Source organism: Caballeronia zhejiangensis (assembly GCF_000698575.1).
Taxonomy (GTDB): domain Bacteria; phylum Pseudomonadota; class Gammaproteobacteria; order Burkholderiales; family Burkholderiaceae; genus Caballeronia; species Caballeronia zhejiangensis.
This window is the reverse complement of record NZ_JFHD01000021.1, coordinates 1-23858: the sequence shown is the minus strand read 5'-3', so window position 1 is coordinate 23858 and position 23858 is coordinate 1. Positions and strand designations below refer to the sequence as shown.

Annotated in this window: 19 protein-coding genes and 1 tRNA gene; 8 read left to right on the top strand and 12 right to left on the bottom strand. The window is 64.7% G+C overall.

The window, feature by feature from the left end; genetic code table 11:
• Positions 1-36 precede the first annotated feature (36 nt).
• Positions 37-1038, bottom strand: coding sequence for a sulfate ABC transporter substrate-binding protein (locus BG60_RS23375; RefSeq protein WP_008352845.1), 1002 nt, complete (start codon positions 1036-1038; stop codon positions 37-39).
• 95 nt (positions 1039-1133) lie between these two features.
• Complete coding sequence (locus BG60_RS23370; protein WP_008352843.1) at positions 1134-1733, bottom strand: RBBP9/YdeN family alpha/beta hydrolase; 600 nt, start codon at positions 1731-1733, stop codon at positions 1134-1136.
• 159 nt (positions 1734-1892) lie between these two features.
• Between BG60_RS23370 and BG60_RS23365 the strand changes: the two genes are divergently transcribed.
• The 7 genes from BG60_RS23365 to BG60_RS23335 all read left to right on the top strand — a co-directional run bounded on the left by BG60_RS23365 (position 1893) and on the right by BG60_RS23335 (position 8832).
• Positions 1893-2699, top strand: coding sequence for a GntR family transcriptional regulator (locus BG60_RS23365; RefSeq protein ID WP_008352841.1), 807 nt, complete (start codon positions 1893-1895; stop codon positions 2697-2699).
• Positions 2700-2767: 68 nt separating this feature from the next.
• On the top strand, positions 2768-4504 hold the full coding sequence (locus tag BG60_RS23360) for a fumarate reductase/succinate dehydrogenase flavoprotein subunit (RefSeq protein ID WP_034473100.1): 1737 nt from the start codon (positions 2768-2770) through the stop codon (positions 4502-4504).
• Between the two features lie 10 nt (positions 4505-4514).
• Positions 4515-4760, top strand: a complete 246-nt coding sequence (locus BG60_RS23355; protein ID WP_008352838.1) for a 4Fe-4S dicluster domain-containing protein — start codon at positions 4515-4517, stop codon at positions 4758-4760.
• Between the two features lie 17 nt (positions 4761-4777).
• A complete protein-coding gene (locus BG60_RS23350) occupies positions 4778-6184 on the top strand; it encodes an ABC transporter substrate-binding protein (RefSeq protein ID WP_008352837.1) in 1407 nt (468 codons plus the stop codon).
• Between the two features lie 4 nt (positions 6185-6188).
• Complete coding sequence (locus BG60_RS23345; protein WP_008352836.1) at positions 6189-7007, top strand: ABC transporter permease; 819 nt, start codon at positions 6189-6191, stop codon at positions 7005-7007.
• Complete coding sequence (locus tag BG60_RS23340) at positions 7004-7834, top strand: ABC transporter ATP-binding protein (protein ID WP_008352835.1); 831 nt, start codon at positions 7004-7006, stop codon at positions 7832-7834. The genes BG60_RS23345 and BG60_RS23340 overlap by 4 nt, the downstream gene beginning before the upstream one ends.
• A complete protein-coding gene (locus BG60_RS23335; protein ID WP_008352834.1) occupies positions 7831-8832 on the top strand; it encodes a HEAT repeat domain-containing protein in 1002 nt (333 codons plus the stop codon). Before BG60_RS23340 ends, BG60_RS23335 begins: the two co-directional genes overlap by 4 nt.
• On the opposite strand, the gene BG60_RS23330 is transcribed toward BG60_RS23335, so the two are convergent.
• The 10 genes from BG60_RS23330 to fdnG all read right to left on the bottom strand — a co-directional run bounded on the left by BG60_RS23330 (position 8798) and on the right by fdnG (position 22586).
• Complete coding sequence (locus BG60_RS23330; RefSeq protein WP_033536700.1) at positions 8798-10597, bottom strand: RecQ family ATP-dependent DNA helicase; 1800 nt, start codon at positions 10595-10597, stop codon at positions 8798-8800. The genes BG60_RS23335 and BG60_RS23330 overlap by 35 nt on opposite strands.
• 70 nt (positions 10598-10667) lie before the next feature.
• Positions 10668-10763 (bottom strand) — tRNA-Sec (locus BG60_RS23325).
• A gap of 67 nt (positions 10764-10830) precedes the next feature.
• Positions 10831-11448 carry a DedA family protein gene (locus BG60_RS23320; RefSeq protein WP_008352832.1) on the bottom strand — a complete coding sequence of 206 codons (618 nt, stop codon included), beginning with the start codon at positions 11446-11448 and terminating at the stop codon, positions 10831-10833.
• A gap of 22 nt (positions 11449-11470) precedes the next feature.
• Positions 11471-13474 (bottom strand): VTT domain-containing protein, encoded by a 2004-nt coding sequence (locus tag BG60_RS23315; RefSeq protein ID WP_008352831.1) that lies wholly within the window; start codon positions 13472-13474, stop codon positions 11471-11473.
• Between the two features lie 27 nt (positions 13475-13501).
• Positions 13502-15409 carry a selenocysteine-specific translation elongation factor gene (gene selB, locus BG60_RS23310; RefSeq protein WP_034473098.1) on the bottom strand — a complete coding sequence of 636 codons (1908 nt, stop codon included), beginning with the start codon at positions 15407-15409 and terminating at the stop codon, positions 13502-13504.
• Positions 15406-16851 carry an L-seryl-tRNA(Sec) selenium transferase gene (gene selA / locus BG60_RS23305; RefSeq protein ID WP_008352827.1) on the bottom strand — a complete coding sequence of 482 codons (1446 nt, stop codon included), beginning with the start codon at positions 16849-16851 and terminating at the stop codon, positions 15406-15408. The genes selB and selA overlap by 4 nt, the downstream gene beginning before the upstream one ends.
• Positions 16848-17822, bottom strand: a complete 975-nt coding sequence (gene fdhE / locus BG60_RS23300) for a formate dehydrogenase accessory protein FdhE (RefSeq protein WP_034473097.1) — start codon at positions 17820-17822, stop codon at positions 16848-16850. The genes selA and fdhE overlap by 4 nt, the downstream gene beginning before the upstream one ends.
• A gap of 103 nt (positions 17823-17925) precedes the next feature.
• On the bottom strand, positions 17926-18576 hold the full coding sequence (locus BG60_RS23295; protein ID WP_008352824.1) for a formate dehydrogenase subunit gamma: 651 nt from the start codon (positions 18574-18576) through the stop codon (positions 17926-17928).
• Entirely contained in the window at positions 18563-19507 is a 945-nt protein-coding gene (gene fdxH, locus BG60_RS23290; RefSeq protein WP_008352823.1) for a formate dehydrogenase subunit beta, read from the bottom strand. The genes BG60_RS23295 and fdxH overlap by 14 nt, the downstream gene beginning before the upstream one ends.
• 10 nt (positions 19508-19517) lie before the next feature.
• Positions 19518-22586 (bottom strand): formate dehydrogenase-N subunit alpha, encoded by a 3069-nt coding sequence (gene fdnG, locus BG60_RS23285; RefSeq protein WP_152563230.1) that lies wholly within the window; start codon positions 22584-22586, stop codon positions 19518-19520.
• A gap of 298 nt (positions 22587-22884) precedes the next feature.
• On the opposite strand from fdnG, the gene BG60_RS23275 reads away from it, so the two are divergent.
• On the top strand, positions 22885-23858 hold a 974-nt coding region (locus BG60_RS23275), incomplete at its 3' end, for a YihY/virulence factor BrkB family protein (RefSeq protein ID WP_034473095.1).

Here is a 23858-nt window from a genome sequence, read left to right as displayed (position 1 = left end):
TTCGCGCTGCGCACGCAGTTTCGAATACGAACGATGCTAGTTCTTGTCCGCCACGACCTGATCGAACGTGCCGCCATCGGCGAAATGCGTCTGCTGCGCCTTCTGCCAGCTTCCGAACATCTGCTCGACGGTGAAGGTTTTCAGCGGCTTGAACTCGCTCGCGTGTTTTGCAAGCACGTCGGCGTTGCGCGGACGCAGATGATGCTGCGCGATGATTTCCTGCGCGGCAGGCGTGAACAGAAAGTCGAGATACGCCTGCGCTTCCTTGCGCGTGCCGCGCTTGTCCACGACCTTGTCGACGATCGACACAGGCGGTTCCGCGAGCAGACTCACCGACGGATACACCGCCTCGAAGTCCTTCGCGCCCGGTCCCGCGCTCATCAGGCCGACTTCGTTCTCGAAGGTGACGAGCACATCGCCGATGCCGCGCTGCGTGAAGGTCGTCGTCGCGCCGCGCCCGCCCGTATCGAGCACGGGCACGTTCTTGAAGACGGCTTTCTCGAAGTCTTGCGCCTGCGCGTCGCTTGCGCCTTGCTGCTTCTTGAAGCCCCATGCCGCGAGATACGCATAGCGTCCGTTGCCCGATGTCTTCGGATTCGCAATCACCACTTGCACGCCGGGCCGCGCGAGATCGCTCCAGTCCTTGATGTTCTTCGGATTGCCCTTGTGGACGAGGAAAACCATCGTCGTCGTGTAGGGCGCGCTCGCGTCCGGCAGACGGCTGCGCCAGTTCGCGGGCACGAGCTGACCGCGCTCCGCGAGCAAGTCGATGTCGTTGGGTTGATTCATCGTGACGACATCGGCCTGCAAACCTTGCGTCACCGACAACGCCTGCGCGCTCGATGCGCCATGCGACTGCCGCACCGATACCGTCTCGCCCGACTTCTTTTTGTAGTCCGCGACGAAGGCCGCGTCGATATCCTTGTACAGCTCGCGCGTCACGTCATACGAGACGTTGAGCAGCGTCGTGTCCGCATGCGCGATGCTCGCCGCGATGCCGAGTGCGACCGTAACGATCAGCTTCTTGTGAACTGCCATTTTCTCTCCAGAGACAAGGGGTTTGTCTACCGCACAACAGACAAAGGCCGCCCGAGGGCGGCCATGCATACATTGAACGAATTCAGACAGCGGGGTCAACCATACGCGCGCTGTTCCTCCTCTTCGTATTCGGGCGACGCGCGGCGGGCGAGCGTTTCGACGAAATGCTTCGCGAGCGGCCACGGCCCAAATCCCGCCGATGTATTGATATGCCCCGCATCGCCGAGATTGACGAACGCGCTGTTCCAGCGCTGCGCGAGCGTGCGCGCGTCGTCGAGCGGCATCCACGGATCGGTCTCGCTGCCGACGACGAGCGACAGCGTATCGAGCCTGCGCGCGTTGAACGCGCCCGCGAAACGGAACTTCGCCGGGCTCGCGGGCGCGACGAACAGCACGCCCTTCACGTTCGGCAAGTATGCGTGACTGAGCGCATGTCCTGCCGCAAGACAGCCGAAGCTATGCGCCGCGATGACGACAGGACCGTCGATGCCCGCGAGGACGTCGAGGACGGCATCGCTCCAGATCGCGAGATTCGGCGTGCTCCAGTCGCGTTGCTCGACGCGCCGCGTGCCGGGCATCTCGCGTTCGAGCCAACTCTGCCAGTGCGCGTCCTCGCTGCCGTGCAAGCCGGGCACCGTGACGAGCGTGACCGCGTTTCCTGCGTTTCGTGCATCGGGCGCGTTACGATGATTCATCTTCGATCCTCGCTGGACTCGAACTGGACAGGTTCCATTCTCGTGCAGCGCGCAGCGGGCGCTAACCAATATTTCGTCATTTGTTTATGGCGATGCCGCCGGGGCGCGCCGCTATAATCGCAGCTCGAAGCGCCCGCCTTCCTTCCCCTTCCCGCTCTCATGCCGACCCGTCGCCCTTCCGTTTCGCTCGATTCGCACGTACCGCTCTACACGCAGATCAAGGACGTGCTGCGCTCCGGCATTCTCGATGGCCGCTATCCGCCGATGAGCCGCATGCCCTCGGAAAGCGAGCTGATGACGATGTTCGACGTGAGCCGCATCACGATCCGCCAGGCGCTCGGCGACCTGCAAAAGGAAGGGTTGATCTTCAAGGTCCACGGCAAGGGCTCGTTCGTATCGCAACCGAAGGCGTTTCAGAACGTGACGTCGCTGCAGGGTTTCGCCGAGGCGATGTCGGAGAGCGGACACGAGATCATCAATCGCGTCGTGCAGATGCGCGTCGTGGCCGCGCCGCCCGAAGTCGCCGCGCAACTCGCGCTTGCCGAAGGCAGCAGCGTCGCCGAGATTCATCGCGTGCGCCTGCTCAATCGCGCGCCCGTTTCGTACGAAGTGACGTTCCTGCCCGAAGCCATCGGCAAACGCCTGAAGCGCACGGAGCTCGCCACGCGCGATATCTTCCTGATGCTCGAAAACGACTGCGCCGTGCCGCTCGGTCACGCCGATCTGGCGATCGACGCCATCGCCGCCGCGCCCGACATCGCGGATGCGCTCGACGTGAAAAAAGGCGCACCGCTTCTGCGCATCGAGCGCCTCACGCACGATGCCGGCGGCAAGCCCATCGACTTCGAATACCTCTATTTCCGAGGCGATACGTTCCAGTATCGGCTGCGCATCGATCGCGAACGGACCTCGCCCGCCGCATCGCGCGTTATTCGAAGCAGGCACAAGCAAAGCAAAAACAATTGATTCCCTCGCGGTTCGCGCACTTCTAGAATCTGGTCCTGACTTGTCATAACAAGCGGCGAAACCAGATCATGCAGACCCACGAACTCGAATACGACATCGTCGTCGTTGGCGGCGGCACGGCTGGGCCGATGGCCGCCGTCAAGGCGAAACAGCGCGACCCGAATCTGCGCGTGCTGCTCATCGACAAGGCGCACGTGAAGCGCAGCGGCGCGATCTCGATGGGCATGGACGGCCTGAACAACGCGATCATTCCCGGCCACGCGACGCCCGAGCAGTACACGAAGGAAATCACCGTGGCCAACGACGGCATCGTCAATCAGGCCACGATTTATGCGTATGCGCGCCACAGCTTCACGACCATCGAGGAGCTCGATCGCTGGGGCGTGAAGTTCGAGAAGGACCATACCGGCGACTATGCCGTGCGCAAGGTGCATCACATGGGCGCGTATGTCTTGCCGATGCCCGAAGGTCACGACGTAAAGAAGGTGCTGTACCGGCAATTGAAGCGTGCGCGCGTGGAGATCACGAATCGCGTCGTCGCCACGCGTCTTTTGAATGGCCCGAATGGCGAGATCGCGGGCGTCATGGGCTTCGATTGCCGCACCGCCGACTTCTACGTGATCCGCGCGAAAGCGGTCATTCTCTGCTGCGGCGCGGCCGGCAGATTGGGCCTGCCCGCATCGGGCTATCTGATGGGCACGTACGAGAATCCGACGAACGCCGGCGACGGTTACGCGATGGCGTACCACGCAGGCGCGGAACTCGCCAATCTCGAATGCTTCCAGATCAATCCGCTCATCAAGGATTACAACGGCCCGGCATGCGCGTATGTGACGGGACCGCTCGGCGGTTATACGGCGAATGGCAAGGGCGAGCGCTTCATCGAATGCGATTACTGGAGCGGGCAAATGATGTGGGAGTTCTATCAGGAACTCCAGAGCGGCAACGGGCCGGTGTTTCTCAAGCTCGATCATCTCGCGGAAGAAACGATTCAAACGATCGAAACGATCCTGCACACCAACGAGCGGCCGAGCCGTGGGCGCTTTCATGCGCGGCGCGGTAACGACTATCGCTCGCGCATGATCGAGATGCACATCTCGGAGATCGGCCTGTGCAGCGGACACAGCGCATCGGGCGTATGGGTCGACGAGCACGCGCGCACTTCGGTGCAAGGGCTTTACGCGGCGGGCGACATGGCCGCCGTGCCGCACAACTACATGCTCGGCGCGTTCACTTACGGATGGTTCGCCGGTGAAGATGCCGCCGCGCATGTCGCCGGCCGCGCGCTGCCCGCGCTCGACGCATCGCAGATCGAACATGAGCGTGCCCGCATCTTTGCGCCGCTGTCGCGCGAACATGGCCTGCCGCCCGCGCAAGTCGAATACAAGCTGCGCCGCTTCGTGAACGACTATCTACAGCCGCCGAAAGTCACGCGTCGCATGGAGATCGGCCTGCAACGCTTCGCGGAGATTCGCGAGGACATCGAGCGTCTCGGCGCCGCCGATCCGCACGAGCTGATGCGCGCCGCTGAAGTCGCCGCGATCCTCGATTGCGCGGAAATGGCCGCGCGCGCGTCGCTGTATCGCACGGAGAGCCGCTGGGGCCTTTATCACCATCGCGTCGATTTTCCTGAGCGCAACGATGAGGAATGGTTCTGCCACGCGCATCTGAAGAAGGACGCATCGGGACGCATGACGTCCTTCAAGAAACCCGTGGAACCGTACGTGGTTCCTGTCGACGAGTCCGAGCGCGGCGCGTATTCGCGTCTGCGCGTGGCTCGCACGTCGCAGCCCGTCGCTGCATAGGAGAGAGAACATGGCACTCGTGCCCCGCGAAGCGCGCCAGCGCTCGAGCCTTCCCGTGATGATCGACGAAGACAAGTGCATCGCCGACAAGGGTTGCACGGTCTGCATCGATGTCTGTCCGATGGACCTGCTCGCAATCGATCCCGACACCGGCAAAGCCTTCATGAAGTTCGACGAATGCTGGTACTGCATGCCCTGCGAACGCGATTGCCCGACCAATGCCGTGCATGTCGACATTCCCTATCTTCTTCGATGATGACGAGGACTCGCTTCATGAAACGAACGCTATCCATCGCGCTTGCAGTCGCCTTGTTCGCGGGCGCTGCGCATGCGGAAACGATCCGCGTCGCTATCGGCACGCAGGACACGACGATCAATACCGCAGCCGGCGGCGCATTGATCCGCGAACTGCATCTGCTCGAAAAGTACTTGCCGCACGATGGCAAATACAAGGACGCGCAATACGACGTTCAATGGAAGAACTTCACGAGCGGCGCGCCGATCACGAACGAGATGGTCGCGGGCAAGCTCGATTTCGGCTCGATGGCGGATTTCCCCGGCGTGTTGAACGGCGTCGCGAATCAGAAGGCCGGCAAGAGCAGCATCTTCATCAGCGTGTTGTCGGGCAGCGTGCGCGGCAGCGGCAACGGCATCGTCGTGCCGACGGATTCGCCCGCGCAGTCCATCGCCGATCTGAAGGGCAAGACGATCACCGTTCCGTTCGCATCGACCGCGCACGGCATGTTGCTGCGCGCGGTCGCGGCGCAAGGATGGGACCCGGAGCGCGATGTGAATATCGTCACGCAGGCGCCCGAAGTCGCCGGACCCGCATTGCAGACGCGCAAGATCGACGCGCACGCGGACTTCGTGCCCTTCGCGGAGCTGTTTCCGTATCGCGGCTTCGCGCGCAAGATCTACGACGGCTCGCAGGCGGGATCGCCTACGCTGCACGGCACGCTCGTCGAAAAGGACTATGCGCAGAAGTATCCGGAGATTGTCGTCGCGTACTTGCGTGCCGCGATCGAAGCGAATCGTCTGCTCACGGCGGAACCCGAGAAGTACAGCGAGCTGATTGCGAAGGTGACGGGCATCGAGCCTGAAGTCGACTATCTCTTTCACGGTCCGCTCGGCTTGCAGACGCGCGATCTCACATGGAAGCCCGAGTATCGCAAGGCCGTGCAGACATCGTTCGATACGCTCAAGCTGCTCAAGCGTGCCGACGGCGATCTGAACGCCAATAGCTTCATCGACGATAGTTACTTGCGCGCCGCATTCAAGGCCGAGCATCTCGACTACGAAGCGGCACTGAAGAACTATGCGCCGACGCCGCTCGTCGCGAACGATGCGCTGACGGGCAAGCCCATCGCAAAGACGGATCGCGTCGCGCAGATCTGGGTGCGCGGCGAGCCGAAGGTGCGCAGCTATGCGTCGCCGGAAGAAGCGGTGCGCGAGCTCGGCACGCTCGAACGCGATGGCAAACAGGTGCGCGCGTTCTATGCGCAGGATCGTGAAAGCGGCATCAAGCTGCTCGGCAATCAGGCATGGTTCGCGAAGACCGGCGACGGCCAGTTGAACGCATTCCTGCTGAAGGATCGCGCCGAGGCCTGGGCGAACGCGCACGGCGGACAAGTGCTCGACTTCGCCGCCGCGCGCCAGCCGACCGCGCTCGCCAACCGATGAGGCCATGATGGCGACGCTCGCATACTCCGCTCCTTCGTTGCTGCGTTCACGCGGCGCGCGCGCCGGCGTGCAGTGGGCGTCGCTCGCGCTGTGCATCGCGTTATGGCATCTGGCGACGACGCATCGCTGGAACCTCGGCATCGTCACGTTCGAGAATGTGCCGACGCCCGCCGATACGCTCGCGGCCATCATCGATCTCGCGCATTCGCCCAAGCTCGTGGCCCATCTCACGAGCAGCGTGAGACGCATCGCGGCGGGTTATGTCGCGGCGGCGGCGAGCGGCGTGGTGCTCGGAATCGCCATCGGCCGCTCGCAATGGTCGCGCCTCGCGTTGCTCACGCCGCTCGAAGTATTGCGGCCGATTCCCGCCGTCGCATGGATTCCGCTCGCGATCCTGATGTTTCCTTCCTCCGAAATGTCGATGATCTTCATCACCTTCACCGGCGCGTTCTTTCCGATCCTGCTCGGCACGATACACGGCGTCGAAGGCGTGGAGCCACGGCTCGTGTCGTCGGCGCGCAGTCTCGGCGCGGGCAATCGCGTGATCCTGCGCGAAGTGATCCTGCCGGGCGCGGCGCCCGCGATCGTCACCGGCCTTGCCATCGGCATGGGCACGTCGTGGTTCTGCCTCGTCACCGCCGAGATGATCTCGGGGCAATACGGCATCGGCTATTACACATGGCAGTCGTACACGGTGCAGCGTTATCCCGATGTCGTCGTCGGCATGTTGCTGATCGGCCTGCTCGGCATGGGCAGCAGCGCGCTCGTGCGCATCGCGGGCACGCGGCTCACGCCGTGGCTCGCCGCAGGGAGGATTCGATGAGCGCGGGCCGCATCCAACTCGAAGCGCTCGGCATTGCGTTGGGCGACGGCGCGAGCGCATTCACCGCCGTGCGCGATGTGAACGCGGTCATCGAGCCGGGCGAATTCGTCTGCATACTCGGGCCGTCGGGCTGCGGCAAGTCGACCTTGCTTGCCGCGCTCGCGGGACATGTCGCGCCGAACGCGGGCCGCGCGACGCTCGATGGCAAGCTCATCGAAGGACCGCATCCCGAGCGCGGCATGGTGTTTCAGCAACACACGCTGCTGCCGTGGCGCAAGACGCTCGATAACGTCGCGTTCGGACTGAAGATGCGCGGCGTGAAGAAACGCGAGCGGCATCTGCGCGCGCGGGCGTTGCTCGATCGCGTCGGGCTGGGCGCGTTCGCGGAGCGCTATCCCGCGCAGCTTTCGGGCGGCATGCAGCAACGCGCGGAGATCGCGCGCGCGATCCTCAACGAGCCGCGCGTGCTGCTGATGGACGAACCCTTCGGCGCGCTTGATGCACAGACGCGCGCATCGATGCAGGCGCTTCTGCTCGATGTATGGAGCGAGCGCCGTCCGACGGTCGTGTTCGTCACGCACGACATCGACGAAGCGCTCTTTCTCGCTGATCGCGTTCTCGTGATGAGCCATAGCCCGGGCACGGTGCTCGAAGAACTGCGCGTGCCGTTTGCGCGTCCGCGTGAACGCGAGCTCGTCACGGAAGCCGGATTCGTCGCGTTGAAGCGTCGTTGTCTCGCGTTGCTTCGTTATCCGCTTGCGAGTCCGATGGCCGCATCGAACGACGCGCCCGCGCGCATCGACATATCACACTCCGTTCTCTCATGACGCACACCAATCCACTTTTCGATACCGTCACCGACGCCGCCCTCGCCGCGCGCTTCAACGATGCCGATGCCGCCGTGCGCCGTCTCGCCGTGCTCGAAGCCGCCGACCTCGAAGACGAAGCCTGGCTGCCCCTGCTCGCCGATGCCCTGCGCCACGACACGGATGCCGACGTGCGTCGCACCGCGGCGCAACGTCTCGGCGCGTGGGAAACGGACGAAGCAGTCGATGCGCTATGCGCCGCGCTCGACGACGCCGATACCGATACGCGCGAAGCCGCCGCCGACAGTCTCGCTGCGTTGAAAGATCCCGTCGCGGGCGAACGCCTGCTGCCGCATCTCGCCGATGCCGATACCGATGCCGATGCGTTCAAGCGCGCGGCCCTTTTGCGCGCGTTGCGCGAATTGCGCTTGCCGAGCGCGGCCGGACCTGCGCTTGCGGCGCTAGCGAATGCGTCGCCGTTCGTGAGGCGCGAGGCCATCGGCGTGCTGGGCTGGCTGCGTCATGTGGATGCGCTGCCGCAGTTGAAGCACATCGCGCGCACCGATGCTTCGACGGAAGTGCGTCACGCTGCCGTCGGCGCATTGGGCTTCGCCACCGACGACGGCGTGATCGAAACGTTGATCCACGCGCTCTCCGATCGAGCGTGGCGCGTGCGTGAGGAAGCCGCCGCGACGCTCGGCAAGCTGCGTCTCGTCGCCGCGCGCAATGCATTGGAAAACGCCCTCTCCGACGACTATTGGCAAGTCACGTTGCAGGCGACACGCGCGCTCGGACGTTTGCGCGATGTCGCAAGCACGCATGCCGTGTCGGAACTGCTGACGTTTCCGATCAGCAACGTGCGCAAGGAGGCCGCGCTTTCACTGGGCGAACTCGGCGATACGCATGCGCTCGCCGTGCTCGAAGCCGCACTCGACGACGGCGATCCGGAAGTGCGCAAGGCCGCGCGCATCGCGATTGCGCAGATCAGCGAGCGGCACGCTTCACATAGCGCGCGATGAAGGTGCGCGTCTCGTCATCGGGAAAGCGCACGGCGACGCGCTCGCCGCTGATCATTTCGACAATGCCTTCGCCATAACGACGCACTTTCACGCGCTCGCCCGGCGCGAACGCCTTCGTCTTGCGATCGGCTTGCTCTTCTTCTTTCGCGCGCATCTGTTCGCGCACTTCGCGCGGGCTCTCGATCACCTCCGGCGGATGCACGCAGTTATCGCACACGCCGCAGTGGCCGCCGTCGAGTTCGTCGTCGGGCGCGCGGTAATGCACATCGCTCGCGCGCAGCGGCGCGGACGTGCGCGCGTCGTTCATGTCGTCGGCGAAGTAGTCGAGCAGCATGCGCCAGCGGCACTGCGCGCTCTGCGCATACGCGATCATGCGCTCGAGCACCGCGCGATCGCGTTCGCTGCGCGCCGCGTATTCCTGCGACGCCCCTTCGAGCTTCGCGATGGCCGCATCGTCGTCGACGAGCTTCATGCCGCCGCGCCGCGTGCGACGCGTCACGCCGAGATCGTTGAGCAGCGCCGCCGCCACGCGCAGCTTGTTCGCGCCGATGCTCGGCAACGCTTCGCGCAGACGCGCAAGCGGCTTGTCGAGCGTGCGGGCGGCATCGTCGCTCGCGAGTTCGCGCACTTTCTCCGCGACGCGCGCAATCATCTCCGCGCTCGGATATCGGCCGCTCATGAAGAACTGCTGCACCTGCTTGTCCTTCATTTCGAACAACAGCGTGCAACGCGCGGTCTCGCCGTCGCGGCCGGCGCGCCCCGCTTCCTGATAGTACGCATCGAGACTGCCGGGCATCTGCGCGTGAATGACGAAGCGGATGTCGGGCTTGTCGATGCCCATGCCGAACGCATTGGTCGCGACCATCACGCGCGCGCGGTTCTCCATGAACGCGTCCTGCGATGACGAGCGCGCGCCCGACGACAGCTTGCCGTGATAGCGCTCGGCCTCGACACCCGCATCGACGAGCGCGGCATGCAGCGCCTCGCATTCCGCGACCGTCGCGCAATAGACGATGCCGCTCCCCGCTTCGCCCGTCGCGATCTCGATCGCGCGCCGGCGCCGGTCATCCGGGTTCGTGAGTTGTTCGACGCTGAAATGCAGGTTGTCGCGAAAGACGCCCGTATGGATGACGTTCGCGCGCTTCATCTCCAGTTCGCGCACGATATCGACGATGACGGCGGGCGTCGCCGTCGCGGTGAGCGCGAGCACGGGCGGACGGCCGAGCGTCTTGATCGCGTGGATCAGTTCGACATATGCCGGCCGGAAATCGTGGCCCCATTGCGAGATGCAATGCGCCTCGTCGATGACGGCAAGCGCGATCGGCGGCATGTCCTTCGCGGTGAGTTCGGCGGTGAATTCGGCATCGACGAGACGCTCGGGCGTGACGAAGAGCATGCGGATTTCGTGTCGCGCGATGGCCTGCATCGCGTCGCGCTGTTCACTCGCGGAGAGCGTGCTGTTGAGCATGGCGGTCGCAATGCCCGCTTCGACCAGCTTCGTGAGCTGATCGCGCATCAGCGAAATCAGCGGCGACACGATGACCGTCATGCCATCGAATTGCAGCGCGGGCAATTGATAGCACAGCGACTTGCCCGCGCCGGTGGGCATGACGGCGAGCGTGTCGTTGCCGTCGAGCACGCTGCGAATCACGTCTTCTTGTCCGGGACGCAAGTGCGGAAAGCCGAAGACTTTGCGCAGCGCGGTTTCGAGTTCGCGATCGAGCGGCTTGCGCGATTGCGTGTGGATGTCGGCTCTGTCGTTCATTCGAAGGTAACGCGGATCGTGGATGCGCAATGACATCCGCAATTGGCGTTCCTTGCGAGACAGGCTTGCTTGGCGGAAGGCAGCCGGAGTCGAACCGACCTGGGAATGTCTGACATCCCCAACCGGGTTTGAAGCCCGGCCGCACCACCGGATACGGATGCCTTCCTTTGAAAACCACGGCGCTGCACGTCCGATCGAATTTCGACCGGGCGTCCGATTATAACGGCGCGTTCTCAGCCGTTGCCATCGCGCGAGCGCGGCTGTCGCCGCCGCATCAGCCGATAAACGCAATAGACGAGCGCCGCCGCGACGAGCACATCCACCACCGTCGCGCCATGCGATTCCAGTTCGAGCACGGCGACATGCAGTTGCCGCTCGAAAAGCGCGCCGCCCAATACCCAGAACGACGCCCACGCGGCAATTCCAGCCGTATCCCAGAAGAAGAACGCGAGCGCGGCGATGTGCGTCGTGCCCATCAGCGGCGGCGTGACGAGACCGAGACCCGGCACGAACTTCGATACCGCGACGATCGGCGCGCCATGACGCTCGAACAGTTCGCCGGTCGTACGCATCCCGCTGTCGACCGCATACGATCTGCGCGAGAGCGCCGCGACGAGCCGACGTCCGTAGATGCGCCCCGCCGAGAACCACACGCTGTCGCCGAGCAACGCGCCGCACAGCGCCGCGAACAGCACATGCGCGAACGAGAGGCGTCCGCTCGCCACGGCCGAGCCCGCGAACACGAGCAAAGGCGCGGACGGCAGCGGCACGCCGAGGCGCGTCAGCAGAACGTTCGCGAAGACGGCAGCGCCGCCCCATTGCACGATCGCCGACGGAGGAATCTGGATCAACCGGCACCTCTCGATCGCAACATCATTCGGACCTCGACTCGACGAGCATCACCGGCACGTTGCCGCATCCCGCGCTGCTCGCAATTTCGATACCGCGCCAGGGCGTGCCCTCGCCATGATCGAAGGCCATCGGATCGACGCGCCGGTCCGGGCGCAGCACGTTGAACGGCCACGACGGACGGCGCAGGCGCTCGTGCACGACCGAGCCGAGCCAGATCGGCGCGGGCGGCGCGCCTGCGTCCTGGCGCACTTCGTAATGCGTGGGCCAGAAGCGCAGCACGTCGCGCTCGTCGGCGCCGCGCACGGAACGCGCGAACACGAGCTTCGACGGCTCGCCGTTGTTCAGGCGCGGCAACGCGGGCAACGCGATGGCGGGCGCATTCGGCAACACCACCGACATCACGCTCTTCAGGCTCACGTGCGACACCTCCGTCCAGCCGCGCGATGCCAGTTGCGCGCGAATCTGCTCGGGCGTCGCCGCCCATTGCACGGTGATCGGCTCGCGACGATCGCCCTCCATGCTCGCTCGATAACAGGAAAACGTGCGCCATACCGAATCGGTCCACTGAATCGGCGTAATGACGACGGTCGATGGCACGACGCTGTGCGCCTCCGTTTCATCGCTCGTTTGCAGCGCGACGCTCGCGCAGATCACGGCAAGCACGGCGACCGGCATCAGCGGCCGCGGCGGCGGCTTGCCGGGATTGCGCCATACCGCCGTGAGCGCGATCAGGAAGACCCAGACGGCGGCGAGCGCCGCGCTGCCGAGCGCATCGGAGATGGTGAAGCGGCCAAAGTACAGCCCCGCCAGACCGACCGCCGTCACGATGGCCGAGGTCGCCGTCGCGATGAACACGCCCGTCAGGATGCCCACGCGCCGCAGCAGCAGGAACGCGAGAAAGCCGTAGATCACGACCGTCGCCGCGACGTCGCTGTTCGGAAAGCGATGCTCCGACGGCGCGAACGAAACGAGCGCCGGCTCGTGCGCGGTGAAGCGGATCGCCGCGACGAGCAATTGCGAAAACGCCACGGCCACGACCCAGTACGTGACCGTGCGCCAACGCCGTTCGAAGCTCATCCACACGATGACCGTCGCGCCGAGCGCGAGCAGCGTCTGCGTGCTGCCGAGGGTCGCGGCGACATCGAGGATCGAATCGGTCCAGGTCGACTGGAACGATTGCAGCAGCCGGTAAATCGACACATCGACCTGAACGATCGACGCGCCGCGCGCCACGTTCGCGAGCACCGAGAAAAAGAGGATCGCGGACGCGAGCAGCAGCACCGAGATCATGACGATGAGGCCCGTCGCCGGATTGCCCGGATCGAGCGCGCGCGAGACGAGCCGCGCGGGCAGGCCGTTGCCCTTCCGCGCCCAGGAGAGCAGCGCGTCGCGCGACGCGATGGTCCAGCGCATCGCGTGCGAAACGATCACGCGCGCGAGATTGAACACGATCCACGCGAGCGCCGCGACGAGAATCAGAATCACGACGAGCCGGATCGACACCGCGCCCGCCAGTTCGATCGACGCGCCGAACACGACGCCCGGCAGGATATGCGTCGGCGCCCAGATGAGCGCGCTCAGTATGTTGACGACGAGAAAGCGCGCCGGCGTCATGCCGGTCACGCCCGCGACGACCGGCACGACCGCGCGCATCGGCGCGACGAAGCGCGCGAGCACGACGCTCTTCGCACCGTGCTTGTCGAAATACTTCTTGCCGGCGACGAGCGCGCCCGGATGCGAGCGGAACGGCCACATCTGCGCGATGCGGTCCGCGTAGTGCTGGCCGAACCAGAAACTCGCGGCGTCTCCGGCAATGGCGCCCGCGATCGCGCAGACGAATACCCAGCCGAGATTCAGCGCGCCCGCGCCGACGAGCGCGCCCGCGATGAACATGGCCGTGCTGCCCGGCACGAACGTGCCGATGAACGCGACCGATTCGAGAAACGACGCGAGCAGCACGACCGCGAGCGCCCACTCGGGGTGGCTCGACATGACATGCAGCAGCCTGAAGTAGAGATGCTCCATCGTGATGGAAGGACGAGCGCGCAATCGTCAGACGGACTCGTGCCAGCGGCTATCGGCGCGCAAGAGGTGCAGGTCGCGGTGGAATCGAGTGTACCCAACCCGGTCGAAGAACTCCAAAATCTGTATCGCGCGCTTGCGGCCGAGCGCGCTCGCATCGCGGAAAGCGGCCGCACCGACCGCGCCGCCCTGCGTTTGCGCCGATTGCGCGACGAGTTGCGCCAGCGCGCCGATCGACGCGCGGCAATAAAACAGATCGCGCACCACCTGATACACGTCGCCGCGGCGCGCGAGCTTCCTGAGCAGCCTGCGCATCTCGTCCTCGCCGACGCCCTGCGCCTTCGCCAGATCGCGCACCCAGGGCGGATCGAAACGCCCTTCTTCGAGCGATGCGAGCACCGCGCGAGCGAGCGCTTCCTCGTTGTCGTCGAGCGTCACCGCATGCGACGGCAGATGCAGCCACGGCCCGCTCTTCGCGATCGCGCAGCTCGTCACCGCATCGTCGACGAGCGCGCGCCACAGCGCGTCCGGCGCGAGCGGCGCGGCCATGCGGCGCAGACGCGCGGCGTCGGGGCCTTGCTCGTCGGGAAAGCGTTCGTGGAAAGCGGCTAGCGCATCGAGCAGGCGCGCCTTGAGCGCATCCCAGTGACGCGCCGCGATGTAGAGCATGTCATCGTGCGTGGGCACGGCGCGCACGCCTTCGGGCGACAGGCCGCGCCCGTACAAATGCTCGACAAGCGAGCGCGGCAAGCCATACGGCGCTTCGTCGAAAAGCGCATCGGCGCGACCGGTATCCAGCATCGCGACGAGCGCATCGAGCCACGCGCGGCGCGCCGGCGTGCGGCGCTTGCGCGCGGGCGCGAACGGATCGAGCACGCGCCCGCCGCCGACCGTCCGGTTCGCCTGCGCGTTGCGCACGATGAAGCGATCGCCGGGCAGCGCGCAAACGGGTTGATCGAAGACGAGCTGCACGCGCGCCGTGTTTCCCCCAGCGAGCGTATCCGCTTCGAGCAGCGCCACATGCGCGACGCGATGCGTCGTGCCGAGATGCACATGCAGGGGCGCCCAATGCGTGAGCGTGAGTTGCGCATCGCCGAGCAAGCTCAGTTCGACATCGAGCCGTTCGGATGCCCGCGCGAGCCGCGCATCCACGATCCAGTCGCCGCGTGCGAGCGCATCCTTGTCGATGCCCGCGAGATTGAGCGCGCAGCGCTCGCCCGCACGGCCCGTCTCTGCGGCGCGATTCTGCGCGTGAATGCTGCGCGCGCGCACGGGCTCGCCGCCGGATTCGCGCGGCGCGAGCGCCAGCATGTCGCCGACGTTCACGCGGCCCGCGAACACCGTGCCCGTCGCGATCGTGCCCTGCCCCGTCAGCGTGAACACGCGATCGACCGCGAGCCGGAAGAAGCCATCGTCGCGGCGCGTGCACCAGTGCGCGGCGGCATCGTGAAGATACGCTCGCAACGAAGCGACGCCCGCGTCATCGTCTTGAGTCGCATCGGTGTCGAACAAGGGCGCACCGTGCAACGGGCCGCGCGCGAGCAACGCCGCGATTTCGGCATGCACGTCGCGCACGCGCGATGCCTCCACGCGATCGCACTTCGTCACCGCGACCGCGCCGCGCGTCACGCCGAGCAGTTCGAGGATCGCGAGATGTTCGCGCGTTTGCGGCATCACGCCGTCGTCGGCGGCGATCACGAGCAAGGCGAAGTCGATGCCGCACGCGCCCGCCGCCATCGTGTGCACGAGTTTCTCGTGTCCGGGCACGTCGATGAAGCCGAGCACGCCGCCGTCGTCCAAAGGCACGTACGCGTAGCCGAGTTCGATCGAGATGCCGCGCGTCTTCTCTTCCTTCAGCCGGTCGGTGTCCACGCCCGAGAGCGCGCGCACGAGCGTCGTCTTGCCATGATCGATATGCCCCGCCGTGCCGACGATCATTCGCGTGCGTCCTCGCCTGCATCCAACTGCGCGATGAACGCGGCTTCATCGGCTTCTTCGAGACAGCGCAGATCGAGACGCAGCGCGCCATCCGCGATGCGCCCGATGACCGGACGCGGCAACTCGCGCAGCCGCTTCTCGATGCGATTGAGTTGCCCGCCCGCGCGTTTGCCGCTCGCGAGGCGCACCGCGAGGCCGTAGCTCGGCAGCACGTCGACGGGCAATGCGCCGCTGCCGATCTGGCTGAACATCGGTTCGGCGCTGACAGTGAAGGCATCGCCGATCATGCGCTGCAACGCAGGTTCGATGCGTTCGGCGGCGAGGCGCATTGCGTCGGCGGGACGCGTGAGCAGACGCAATGTCGTGAGACGCTCGGCCAGCGTTTCAGGCGCGCGATAGAGACGCAGCACGGCTTCGAGCGCCGCGAGCGTGAGCTTGCCGACGCGCAATGCGCGCTTGAGCGGATGCTTCTTGATCTTCGCGATGAGATCCGCGCGCCCGACGATCAGGCCCGCTTGCGGCCCGCCCAACAGCTTGTCGCCGCTGAACGTGACGAGATCCGCGCCTGCCGCGACCGTCTCGCGCACGGTCGCTTCGCGCGGCAAGCCCCATTGCGCGAGATCGACGAGCGTGCCGCTGCCGAGATCGACCGCGACCGGCAAGTTCCGCGCTTTCGCGAGCGGCGCGAGTTCGGCGAGCGTGACTTCCTTCGTGAAGCCGCTCACGGCGTAGTTGCTGCAATGCACCTTCATCAGGAGCGCGGTCTTCGCGTTGATCGCTTCGTCGTAGTCTTTCAGATGCGTGCGATTCGTCGTGCCGACTTCGCGCAGCTTCGCGCCCGCACGATTCATGATGTCGGGAATGCGGAACGCGCCGCCGATCTCGACGAGTTCGCCGCGCGACACGATCACTTCCTTGCGCGAAGCGAGCGCGGAAAGCGTCAGCAGCACAGCGGCCGCGTTGTTGTTGACGACGGTCGCGGCTTCGGCGCCCGTCAGCTCGCAGATGAGGCCGTTGATGAGATCGTCGCGATCGCCGCGCGCGCCGGTGTCGAGATCGAACTCGAGATTCGCCGGACGCGTGAGCACTTCGGCGACCGCGCGCACCGCTTCGTCGGGCAGCAGCGCGCGGCCGAGATTCGTATGCAGCACCGTGCCCGTCAGGTTGAAGACGCTGCGCACGTTGCTGCGCGCGCGTTTCGCGAGCCGCGCGTCGACGGCGAGCGCGAGTTGCGCATCGCTCAGTGCATCGACGGACGCGCGGCCCGCTTGCGCATCGGCGCGCCATGCATCGAGCGTCGCGCGCAATGCGGCGAGCGCCTGCGTGCGGCCGTACGTGGCGATCACCGCCTCGAATTCCGCCGATGCCAGCACGCGCTCGACCGATGGCACGCGAGCCATCAATGCGCGCAACTCGCCGCCGTCGCCTGTGACATCGCTCATCGATCGCCTTCCTGTTGTTCGGGCCAGAGCCACGGATGCGGCGCCGCGCGCCGAAAACCCGCATCGCCCATCAGGAGATCGAGCGTGAGGCTCGCGAGATCGTCGGCGTAAGGTTCGAAGTCGTAAGCCTTCTCCTGATAGCCGATCTTGCGATACGTGCCGCATTCGTCGCACGATTCCGCCTTGAGCGGCGCGCTTGTCGCCTTCGCCGTTTTTTCTTCCTCGGGTTCGTCGCCCGTACCCATCACGTGATACGCGATGCCTTTGGTCGAATCGCAGTTCGTGCATTTCGCGCGGACTACGTGAAGCTCCGTCGCGCACAGTCCGCATTGCACGTAGCGATAACCTTCATGCGCGCCGCCCACGCGCACGATGCTCGCGACCGGCACCGAGCCGCAGACGGGACATACGCCGGGCGTGTCGAGATACGGCACGTCCCGCATGTCGATGCGGCTCGCGAGATCGGTCCACACGACTTGCAGCGCGGCCGCGATGAGGGGCGCCGCGGCCGGATCGATTTCGGCGAAGCGCAGCGCGAGGATCGCGTCGGCTTGGGCGTCGAGCGCGGCGGCGTCGAGCGCGCGCAGACGGGCGACGAGTTGCGCGAGCGCGGGCGTTAGCGCGCCGGCGGCTTCGATGCCGTCGAGCAGCATGAAGAGTACGTCGCGCCAGGCGGGATCGCGGTCATCCGTGAGCGCGGGAACGATCGGCATCGAATGACGCTGATTCATTTCGATGGACTCGCGCGAGGGCATCGGCGCATTGAAATGCGCGAGCACGCGCTGCTGGGCGTCGGCGAGCGCGGCCATCAGGCGCAGATAACCGGAGATGGGATTGCTTGCGTCGGCGAGTTGCCGAAGACGTGCGGCGCGCGTGGCGAATATCGTCGCGCGCTCCGGCATGCGCAAACGCGGAATGGCCGACGGATCGAGCGATTCGATTCGCGAGGCTTCGACTATGCGTTGGACCACGGAAGGTTTCCTCGCGGGGTGAACGGTCGACCGAGCATATCAGCAAAACGGATATGAAATGGACCGCACCCCGCACGTATTGGCCCAACGTCGCGCCGGATTTCTACTTCCCGATCATCTCCCTGAACCACCGCGGATGATGCTTGCGCGCCCATCCATACGTGACAGTGCCGCGCGTCATCGCGCCGATCGAACCCTTCACCCAAAGCGCCGCATAGATATGCACGATGATCGACACGATCAGCACGAACGCCGTCGCCGCGTGCACGACGGATGCAAGACGAATCACGGTAATCGGGAAATAGAACGCGAAGTATCTGCGCCAGATCACGATGCCGCTCACGAGCAGCAACACGAGACTCGCCACCATCACGAAGAACAACAGCTTTTGCCCGGCGTTGTACTTGCCGATCTCAGGCAGGCGATCCTCGCGATTGGTGAGCACGTCGTTCATCTGCTTCATCCACTGGACGTCGTTCTTGTCCAGATAGTTGTGATGCCAGAAGCGCAGCGCAAGGATCATGAAGGAGATGAACATCACGCAGCCGACGAACGGATGCAGGATGCGCGTCCATTGCCCGCCGCCGAACACGGCATAGAGCCATGCCATCGACGGATGAAACATCGCGAGTCCGGACAGCGCGAGCAGCACGAAGGTGATCGCGGTGATCCAGTGATTCGTGCGCTCGTTCGGCGTGTAGCGCACGATCAGCCGATGGCCCTTCACGTCACGCAGTTCGCTATCGTGTTTCATCTGTACGCTCCTGTCCGCCTTCACGCCGACGCTGCACTTCTTCCGCTTCGCGATGCGCTTCGAGTTCGTCTTCCTCGCTGACTTCGTTCGGCCCGACGCGCGTGTAATGGAAGAAGCCCGCAAACGCCGCCAACGCGATGCCGATCATCGCGAGCGGCTTCGTCACGCCCTTCCATATCGACACGAGCGGACTGATGTGCGGATCCTTCGCGAGCCCGTGATACAGCTCCGGCTGATCCGCGTGATGCAGCACGTACATCACATGCGTGCCACCCACGCCCGCCGGATCGTAGAGGCCCGCGTTAGCAAAGCCGCGCTCCTTCAGATCCTCGACGCGATCGGCCGCCTGCTGCTGCATGTCGACCTTGGTGCCGAACATGATCGCGCCGGTCGGGCACGTCTTCACGCACGCGGGCTCCTGCCCGACCGCGACGCGATCCGAACATAGCGTGCACTTGTACACGCGATGATCTTCCTTCGAAAGCCGCGGAATATTGAACGGGCAGCCGGTAATGCAATAGCCGCAGCCGATGCAGTTCTCCTCGTGAAAATCCACGATGCCGTTCGTGTACTGAATGATCGCGCCCGGCGAAGGACACGCCTTCAGGCAACCCGGATCCTCGCAATGCATGCAGCCGTCCTTGCGGATCAGCCATTCGAGGTCGCCCTTCGGATTTTCGTATTCGGTGAAGCGCATCACCGTCCACGAATGCTCCGTCAGGTCGCGCGGATTGTCGTAGATGCCGGTCGTGTGACCGATATCGTCGCGCAGGTCGTTCCACTCCATGCACGCCGTCTGACACGCCTTGCAGCCGATGCACTTCGACACGTCGATGAGCTTCGCCACCGTGCCCGTCACCGGCTCGCGTATTTGCGTCTGCGGCACGGTCGTCGCGGAGAGACGCTTGATATCGAGCGATTGCAGAGCCATCTCGTCCTCCCTATGCCTTCTCGACCTTCACGAGGAACGACTTGAACTCGGGTGTCTGCGAGTTCCCGTCGCCCACGGAAGGCGTGAGCGTGTTGACGAGATAGCCCGGCTGCGTGAGGCCCTTGAAGCCCCAGTGCAGCGGCAGGCCGACGGTGTGCACCTTCTTGCCCTCCACAGTCAGTGGTTTGATGCGCTTCGTGACGAGCGCCACCGCGACGACATGCCCGCGATTGCTCGACACCTTCACGCGATCCCCCGCGACGACGCCGACTTCCTTCGCATGCTCCTCGCCGATCTCCACGAACTGCTGCGGCTGCACGATCGCGTTGAGCCGCGCGTGCTTGGTCCAGTAGTGGAAGTGCTCGGTGAGGCGATACGTGGTCGCGGTGTCCGGGAACTTGTCGGCGGTGCCGAACGCGGCGCGATCGTCGGGGAAGACGCGCGCGGCCGGATTGCTCGTCACCGCCTTGTTGTCGGGGAAGAACGGGTTATGGCCGAGCGGTGTCTCGAACGGCTCATAGTGCGCGGGGAACGGGCCTTCGTTCATGCCGTCGCGTGCGAAGAATCGCGCCACGCCCTCCGGATTCATGATGAACGGACTCATGCCCTTGTCCGGCGGTTCGTCGACCTTGAAGTCGGGGACATCCGGACCGCCCCACGCGCGCCCGTTCCACGCGACGAGCTTTCTCGACGGATCGAACGGCTTGCCGTTCACATCGCACGATGCGCGGTTGTACAGCACACGCCGATTCGCCGGCCACGCCCACGCCCAGCCGAGCGTCTGCCCGATGCCCGTCGGATCGGAGTTGTCGCGCCGGCCCATCTGGTTGCCCGCCTGCGTCCACGATCCGCAGAAGATCCAGCATCCGCTGGCGGTCGAGCCGTCGTCGCGCAGTTGCGCGAAGCTCGCCAGTTGCTCGCCGCGTTTGGCGAGGACCTTCGTCTGATCGGTCGGATCGGTGACGTCGGCGAGCGCGCGGCCGTTGAACTCCATCGCGATTTCCTCCGGCGTCGGGCTTTCCGGGTCCGCGTACGGCCACGTCATCTTCAGGATCGGATCGGGATATTTGCCGCCCTTCTCCTGATATGCCTTGCGCATGCGCAGCCACAATCCCGACATGATCTCGAGATCGCTTCGCGCTTCGCCCGGCGGCGTCGTGCCCTGCCAGTGCCATTGCAATACGCGCGACGAACTGACGAGCGAGCCGCGCTCTTCGGCGAAGCAACTCGTCGGCAGACGGAACACTTCGGTCTGAATCTTCGACGAATCGACATCGTTGAATTCGCCGTGATTCTTCCAAAACTCCGACGTCTCGGTCGCGAGCGGATCCATGATGACGAGCCATTTCAGCTTCGACAGGCCGAGCCCGATCTTCGCCTTGTTCGGCGCCGCCGCAAGCGGATTGAAGCCCTGGCAGATGTAGCCGTTCATCTTGCCCTGCGCCATCAGCTCGAAGACCTGCAGCATGTCGTAGGACTTGTCGAGCTTCGGCAGCATGTCATAGCCGAAGTTGTTGTCGGCCGTCGCGTTATCGCCCCACCACGACTTCATGAAGCTCACGTAAAACGCCCGATAGTTCTTCCAGTAGCTCAGTTGATTCGGCCGCAGCGGCTGCGACGCGCGCTTCTTGATGTAGTCCTCGTATTCCTGCTCGCCTTCCATCGGCAAGGTCATGTAGCCGGGCAGCAGATTCGACATCAGGCCGAGATCGGTCAGGCCTTGAATGTTCGAGTGCCCCCTCAGCGCATTCATGCCGCCGCCCGCGATGCCGATATTGCCGAGCAGAAGCTGCACCATCGCGCCCGTGCGAATCATCTGCGCGCCGACTGAGTGATGCGTCCAGCCGAGCGCATAGAGAATCGTGCCGGCGCGATTCGGCGCCGCGGTCGTCGCGAGCATCTCGCAGACCTTGAGGAACTTGTCGGTCGGCGTGCCGCAAACCTTCGTCACCATTTCCGGCGTGTAGGCGGCGTAGTGCTGCTTCAACAGGTTGTAGACGCAGCGCGGATGCTGCAAGGTCGGATCGGTCTTCACATAGCCGTCGTCGCCGCGCTCGTAATCCCAGCTCGTCTTGTCGTACTTGCGATGTTCCGCGTCATAGCCCGAGAACACGCCGTCCTTGAACGCGAAGTCCTCGCGCACGATGAACGACATGTCCGTGTAGTTCTTCACGTACTCGTGCTGGATCTTGTCGTTCGTGAGCAGATAGTTGATGACGCCGCCGAGGAACGCGATGTCCGTGCCGGTGCGAATCGGCGCGTAGAAATCCGCGACCGATGCCGTGCGCGTGAAGCGCGGGTCCACGACGATGAGACGCGCGCGCCGATGCGCCTTCGCCTCGGTCACCCACTTGAAGCCGCACGGATGCGCCTCGGCTGCATTGCCGCCCATCACGAGAATCAGGTCCGTGTTCTTGATGTCGACCCAATGGTTCGTCATCGCTCCACGGCCAAACGTCGGGGCAAGACCTGCCACCGTCGGGCCATGTCAGACACGCGCCTGATTATCGAATGCGAGCATTCCCCAACTGCGCACCGTCTTGTGCGTCAGATAGCCAACTTCGTTGCTTCCCGCCGACGCCGCCAGAAAGCCCGAAGTCAGCCATCGATTGACCGTCTTGCCGTCGGGCGTCTTCTCGACGAAATTCGCATCGCGATCTTCCTTCAACAACTCGGCGATGCGATCGAGCGCCTCTTCCCACGAGATGCGTTTCCACTCGTTCGACCCCGGCGCGCGATGCTCGGGATACGTCAGCCGGCTCGGGCTATGTATGAAGTCGATGAGCGATGCGCCTTTCGGGCAGAGCGTGCCGCGATTGACCGGATGATCCGGATCGCCTTCGATGTGGATGATGCTCGTTTTTGCGTTCTTGGCGTTGTCGCCGAGACCGTACATGAGGATGCCGCACCCGACTGAACAGTACGGACAGGTGTTGCGCGTTTCCGTGGTGCGCGACAGTTTGTATTGCCGGACTTCTGCGAGCGCGGGAGCCGGAGAGAAGCCCATTGCCGCCAGGCTCGAACCGGCGAGCGTGCTCGCAGAGACCTTGAGGAACTGTCGCCGTGACATTTGGAGCATGATTGCCCTCGGCGCGTCGTAATGTGGGTTACTGGGTTACTGGGTTACTGGGTTACTGGGTTACTGGGTTACTGGGTTACTGGGTTACTAAAGTATATGGTGCCCGATTACATCCCGCAGACAGGTTGACACGGTATTTGCACCAATCACAGGTCTTGCGCGCGTTGCATGCAACGAATACTTCATACGCAACCTTGTCGCTTTAGCAAGCGCCGCGCCTGGCCACGCATGTTCTGGAATGGAACGTGCTCGACGGGGTGAAACATTCGCGCTCCATTCATCGAACCGAGAGGTCGCCATGAGTTCCGTCTCAACCCAGAAGATCGAAGCGGTGGTGAAGAAAGACGCTTCGTGGGCGCTCGGCGCGCTGAAGCAGTTCTCGGAAGACCGCTGCGCCGCGATGGCCGCGAGCATCGCGTTCTACTCGGCGTTCTCGCTCGCGCCGACGCTCGTCATGGTGATCGCCGTCGCGGGCTGGATCTTCGGACCGGAGGCGGCGCGCGGGCAACTTTTTCATCAAGTGAACGGACTCATCGGCGATCAGGCCGCGGCGGGCGTGCAGAGCATCGTCGAGAACGCGCATCGCAGCAGCGGGACCGGCATCGCCGCGATCATCTCGTTCGTGCTGCTCGCGGTCGGTGCATCGGCGACGTTTTCATCGCTCAACACGGCGCTCAACATCGTCTGGCCGATGAGCGGCGAGCAGCGCTCCAGCATCATGACGCTGGTGCGCGTGCGGCTCGTGTCGTTCGGGCTCGTGCTCGGCGTCGCGTTTCTGCTGATCGTCTCGCTCGTGCTCGATACCGCGATTCAGGCGGTCGGCATGTGGCTGTGGGCAAATTCGCCGTTCGTGATCGTCGGCGATGTCGTGCAGCTCGTGGTCGGGCTCGCGATTCTCACCGCCGCGTTCGGCGCATTGATGAAGTTCCTCCCCGATGCGCCCGTGCAATGGCGCGATGCGCTCGTCGGCGGGCTCGTCTCCGCGCTGCTTTTCTCGGCGGGCAAGAAGCTGTTCGCCTTGTATCTGACCCACGCGGGCACCGCGAGCGCGTTCGGCGCGGCGGGTTCGCTCGCCGTGCTGCTGATGTGGCTGTACTTCTCCGCCGCCGTGCTCCTGCTGGGCGCGGAATTTTCGGCGGCGCGCGCGCGAATGCACGATCCGCGCGGCGCATGGGGACAGCAGAACAATGGCCGCGTGCCGCCGGGCAGCCGCGCGAAGATTGGCTCGCTGCTCGCGGCCTCGACGCGCACGGCTGTGCCGGTCGCGGGCGC

Bases quoted from the DNA above. Each gene is read 5' to 3' on its own strand.
- BG60_RS23375 (WP_008352845.1), bottom strand. From the start codon at position 1,038: ATGGCAGTTCACAAGAAGCTGATCGTTACGGTCGCACTCGGCATCGCG.
- BG60_RS23370 (WP_008352843.1), bottom strand. From the start codon at position 1,733: ATGAATCATCGTAACGCGCCCGATGCACGAAACGCAGGAAACGCGGTC.
- BG60_RS23365 (WP_008352841.1), top strand. From the start codon at position 1,893: ATGCCGACCCGTCGCCCTTCCGTTTCGCTCGATTCGCACGTACCGCTC.
- BG60_RS23360 (WP_034473100.1), top strand. From the start codon at position 2,768: ATGCAGACCCACGAACTCGAATACGACATCGTCGTCGTTGGCGGCGGC.
- BG60_RS23355 (WP_008352838.1), top strand. From the start codon at position 4,515: ATGGCACTCGTGCCCCGCGAAGCGCGCCAGCGCTCGAGCCTTCCCGTG.
- BG60_RS23350 (WP_008352837.1), top strand. From the start codon at position 4,778: ATGAAACGAACGCTATCCATCGCGCTTGCAGTCGCCTTGTTCGCGGGC.
- BG60_RS23345 (WP_008352836.1), top strand. From the start codon at position 6,189: ATGATGGCGACGCTCGCATACTCCGCTCCTTCGTTGCTGCGTTCACGC.
- BG60_RS23340 (WP_008352835.1), top strand. From the start codon at position 7,004: ATGAGCGCGGGCCGCATCCAACTCGAAGCGCTCGGCATTGCGTTGGGC.
- BG60_RS23335 (WP_008352834.1), top strand. From the start codon at position 7,831: ATGACGCACACCAATCCACTTTTCGATACCGTCACCGACGCCGCCCTC.
- BG60_RS23330 (WP_033536700.1), bottom strand. From the start codon at position 10,597: ATGAACGACAGAGCCGACATCCACACGCAATCGCGCAAGCCGCTCGAT.
- BG60_RS23315 (WP_008352831.1), bottom strand. From the start codon at position 13,474: ATGGAGCATCTCTACTTCAGGCTGCTGCATGTCATGTCGAGCCACCCC.
- selB (WP_034473098.1), bottom strand. From the start codon at position 15,409: ATGATCGTCGGCACGGCGGGGCATATCGATCATGGCAAGACGACGCTC.
- selA (WP_008352827.1), bottom strand. From the start codon at position 16,851: ATGAGCGATGTCACAGGCGACGGCGGCGAGTTGCGCGCATTGATGGCT.
- BG60_RS23295 (WP_008352824.1), bottom strand. From the start codon at position 18,576: ATGAAACACGATAGCGAACTGCGTGACGTGAAGGGCCATCGGCTGATC.
- fdxH (WP_008352823.1), bottom strand. From the start codon at position 19,507: ATGGCTCTGCAATCGCTCGATATCAAGCGTCTCTCCGCGACGACCGTG.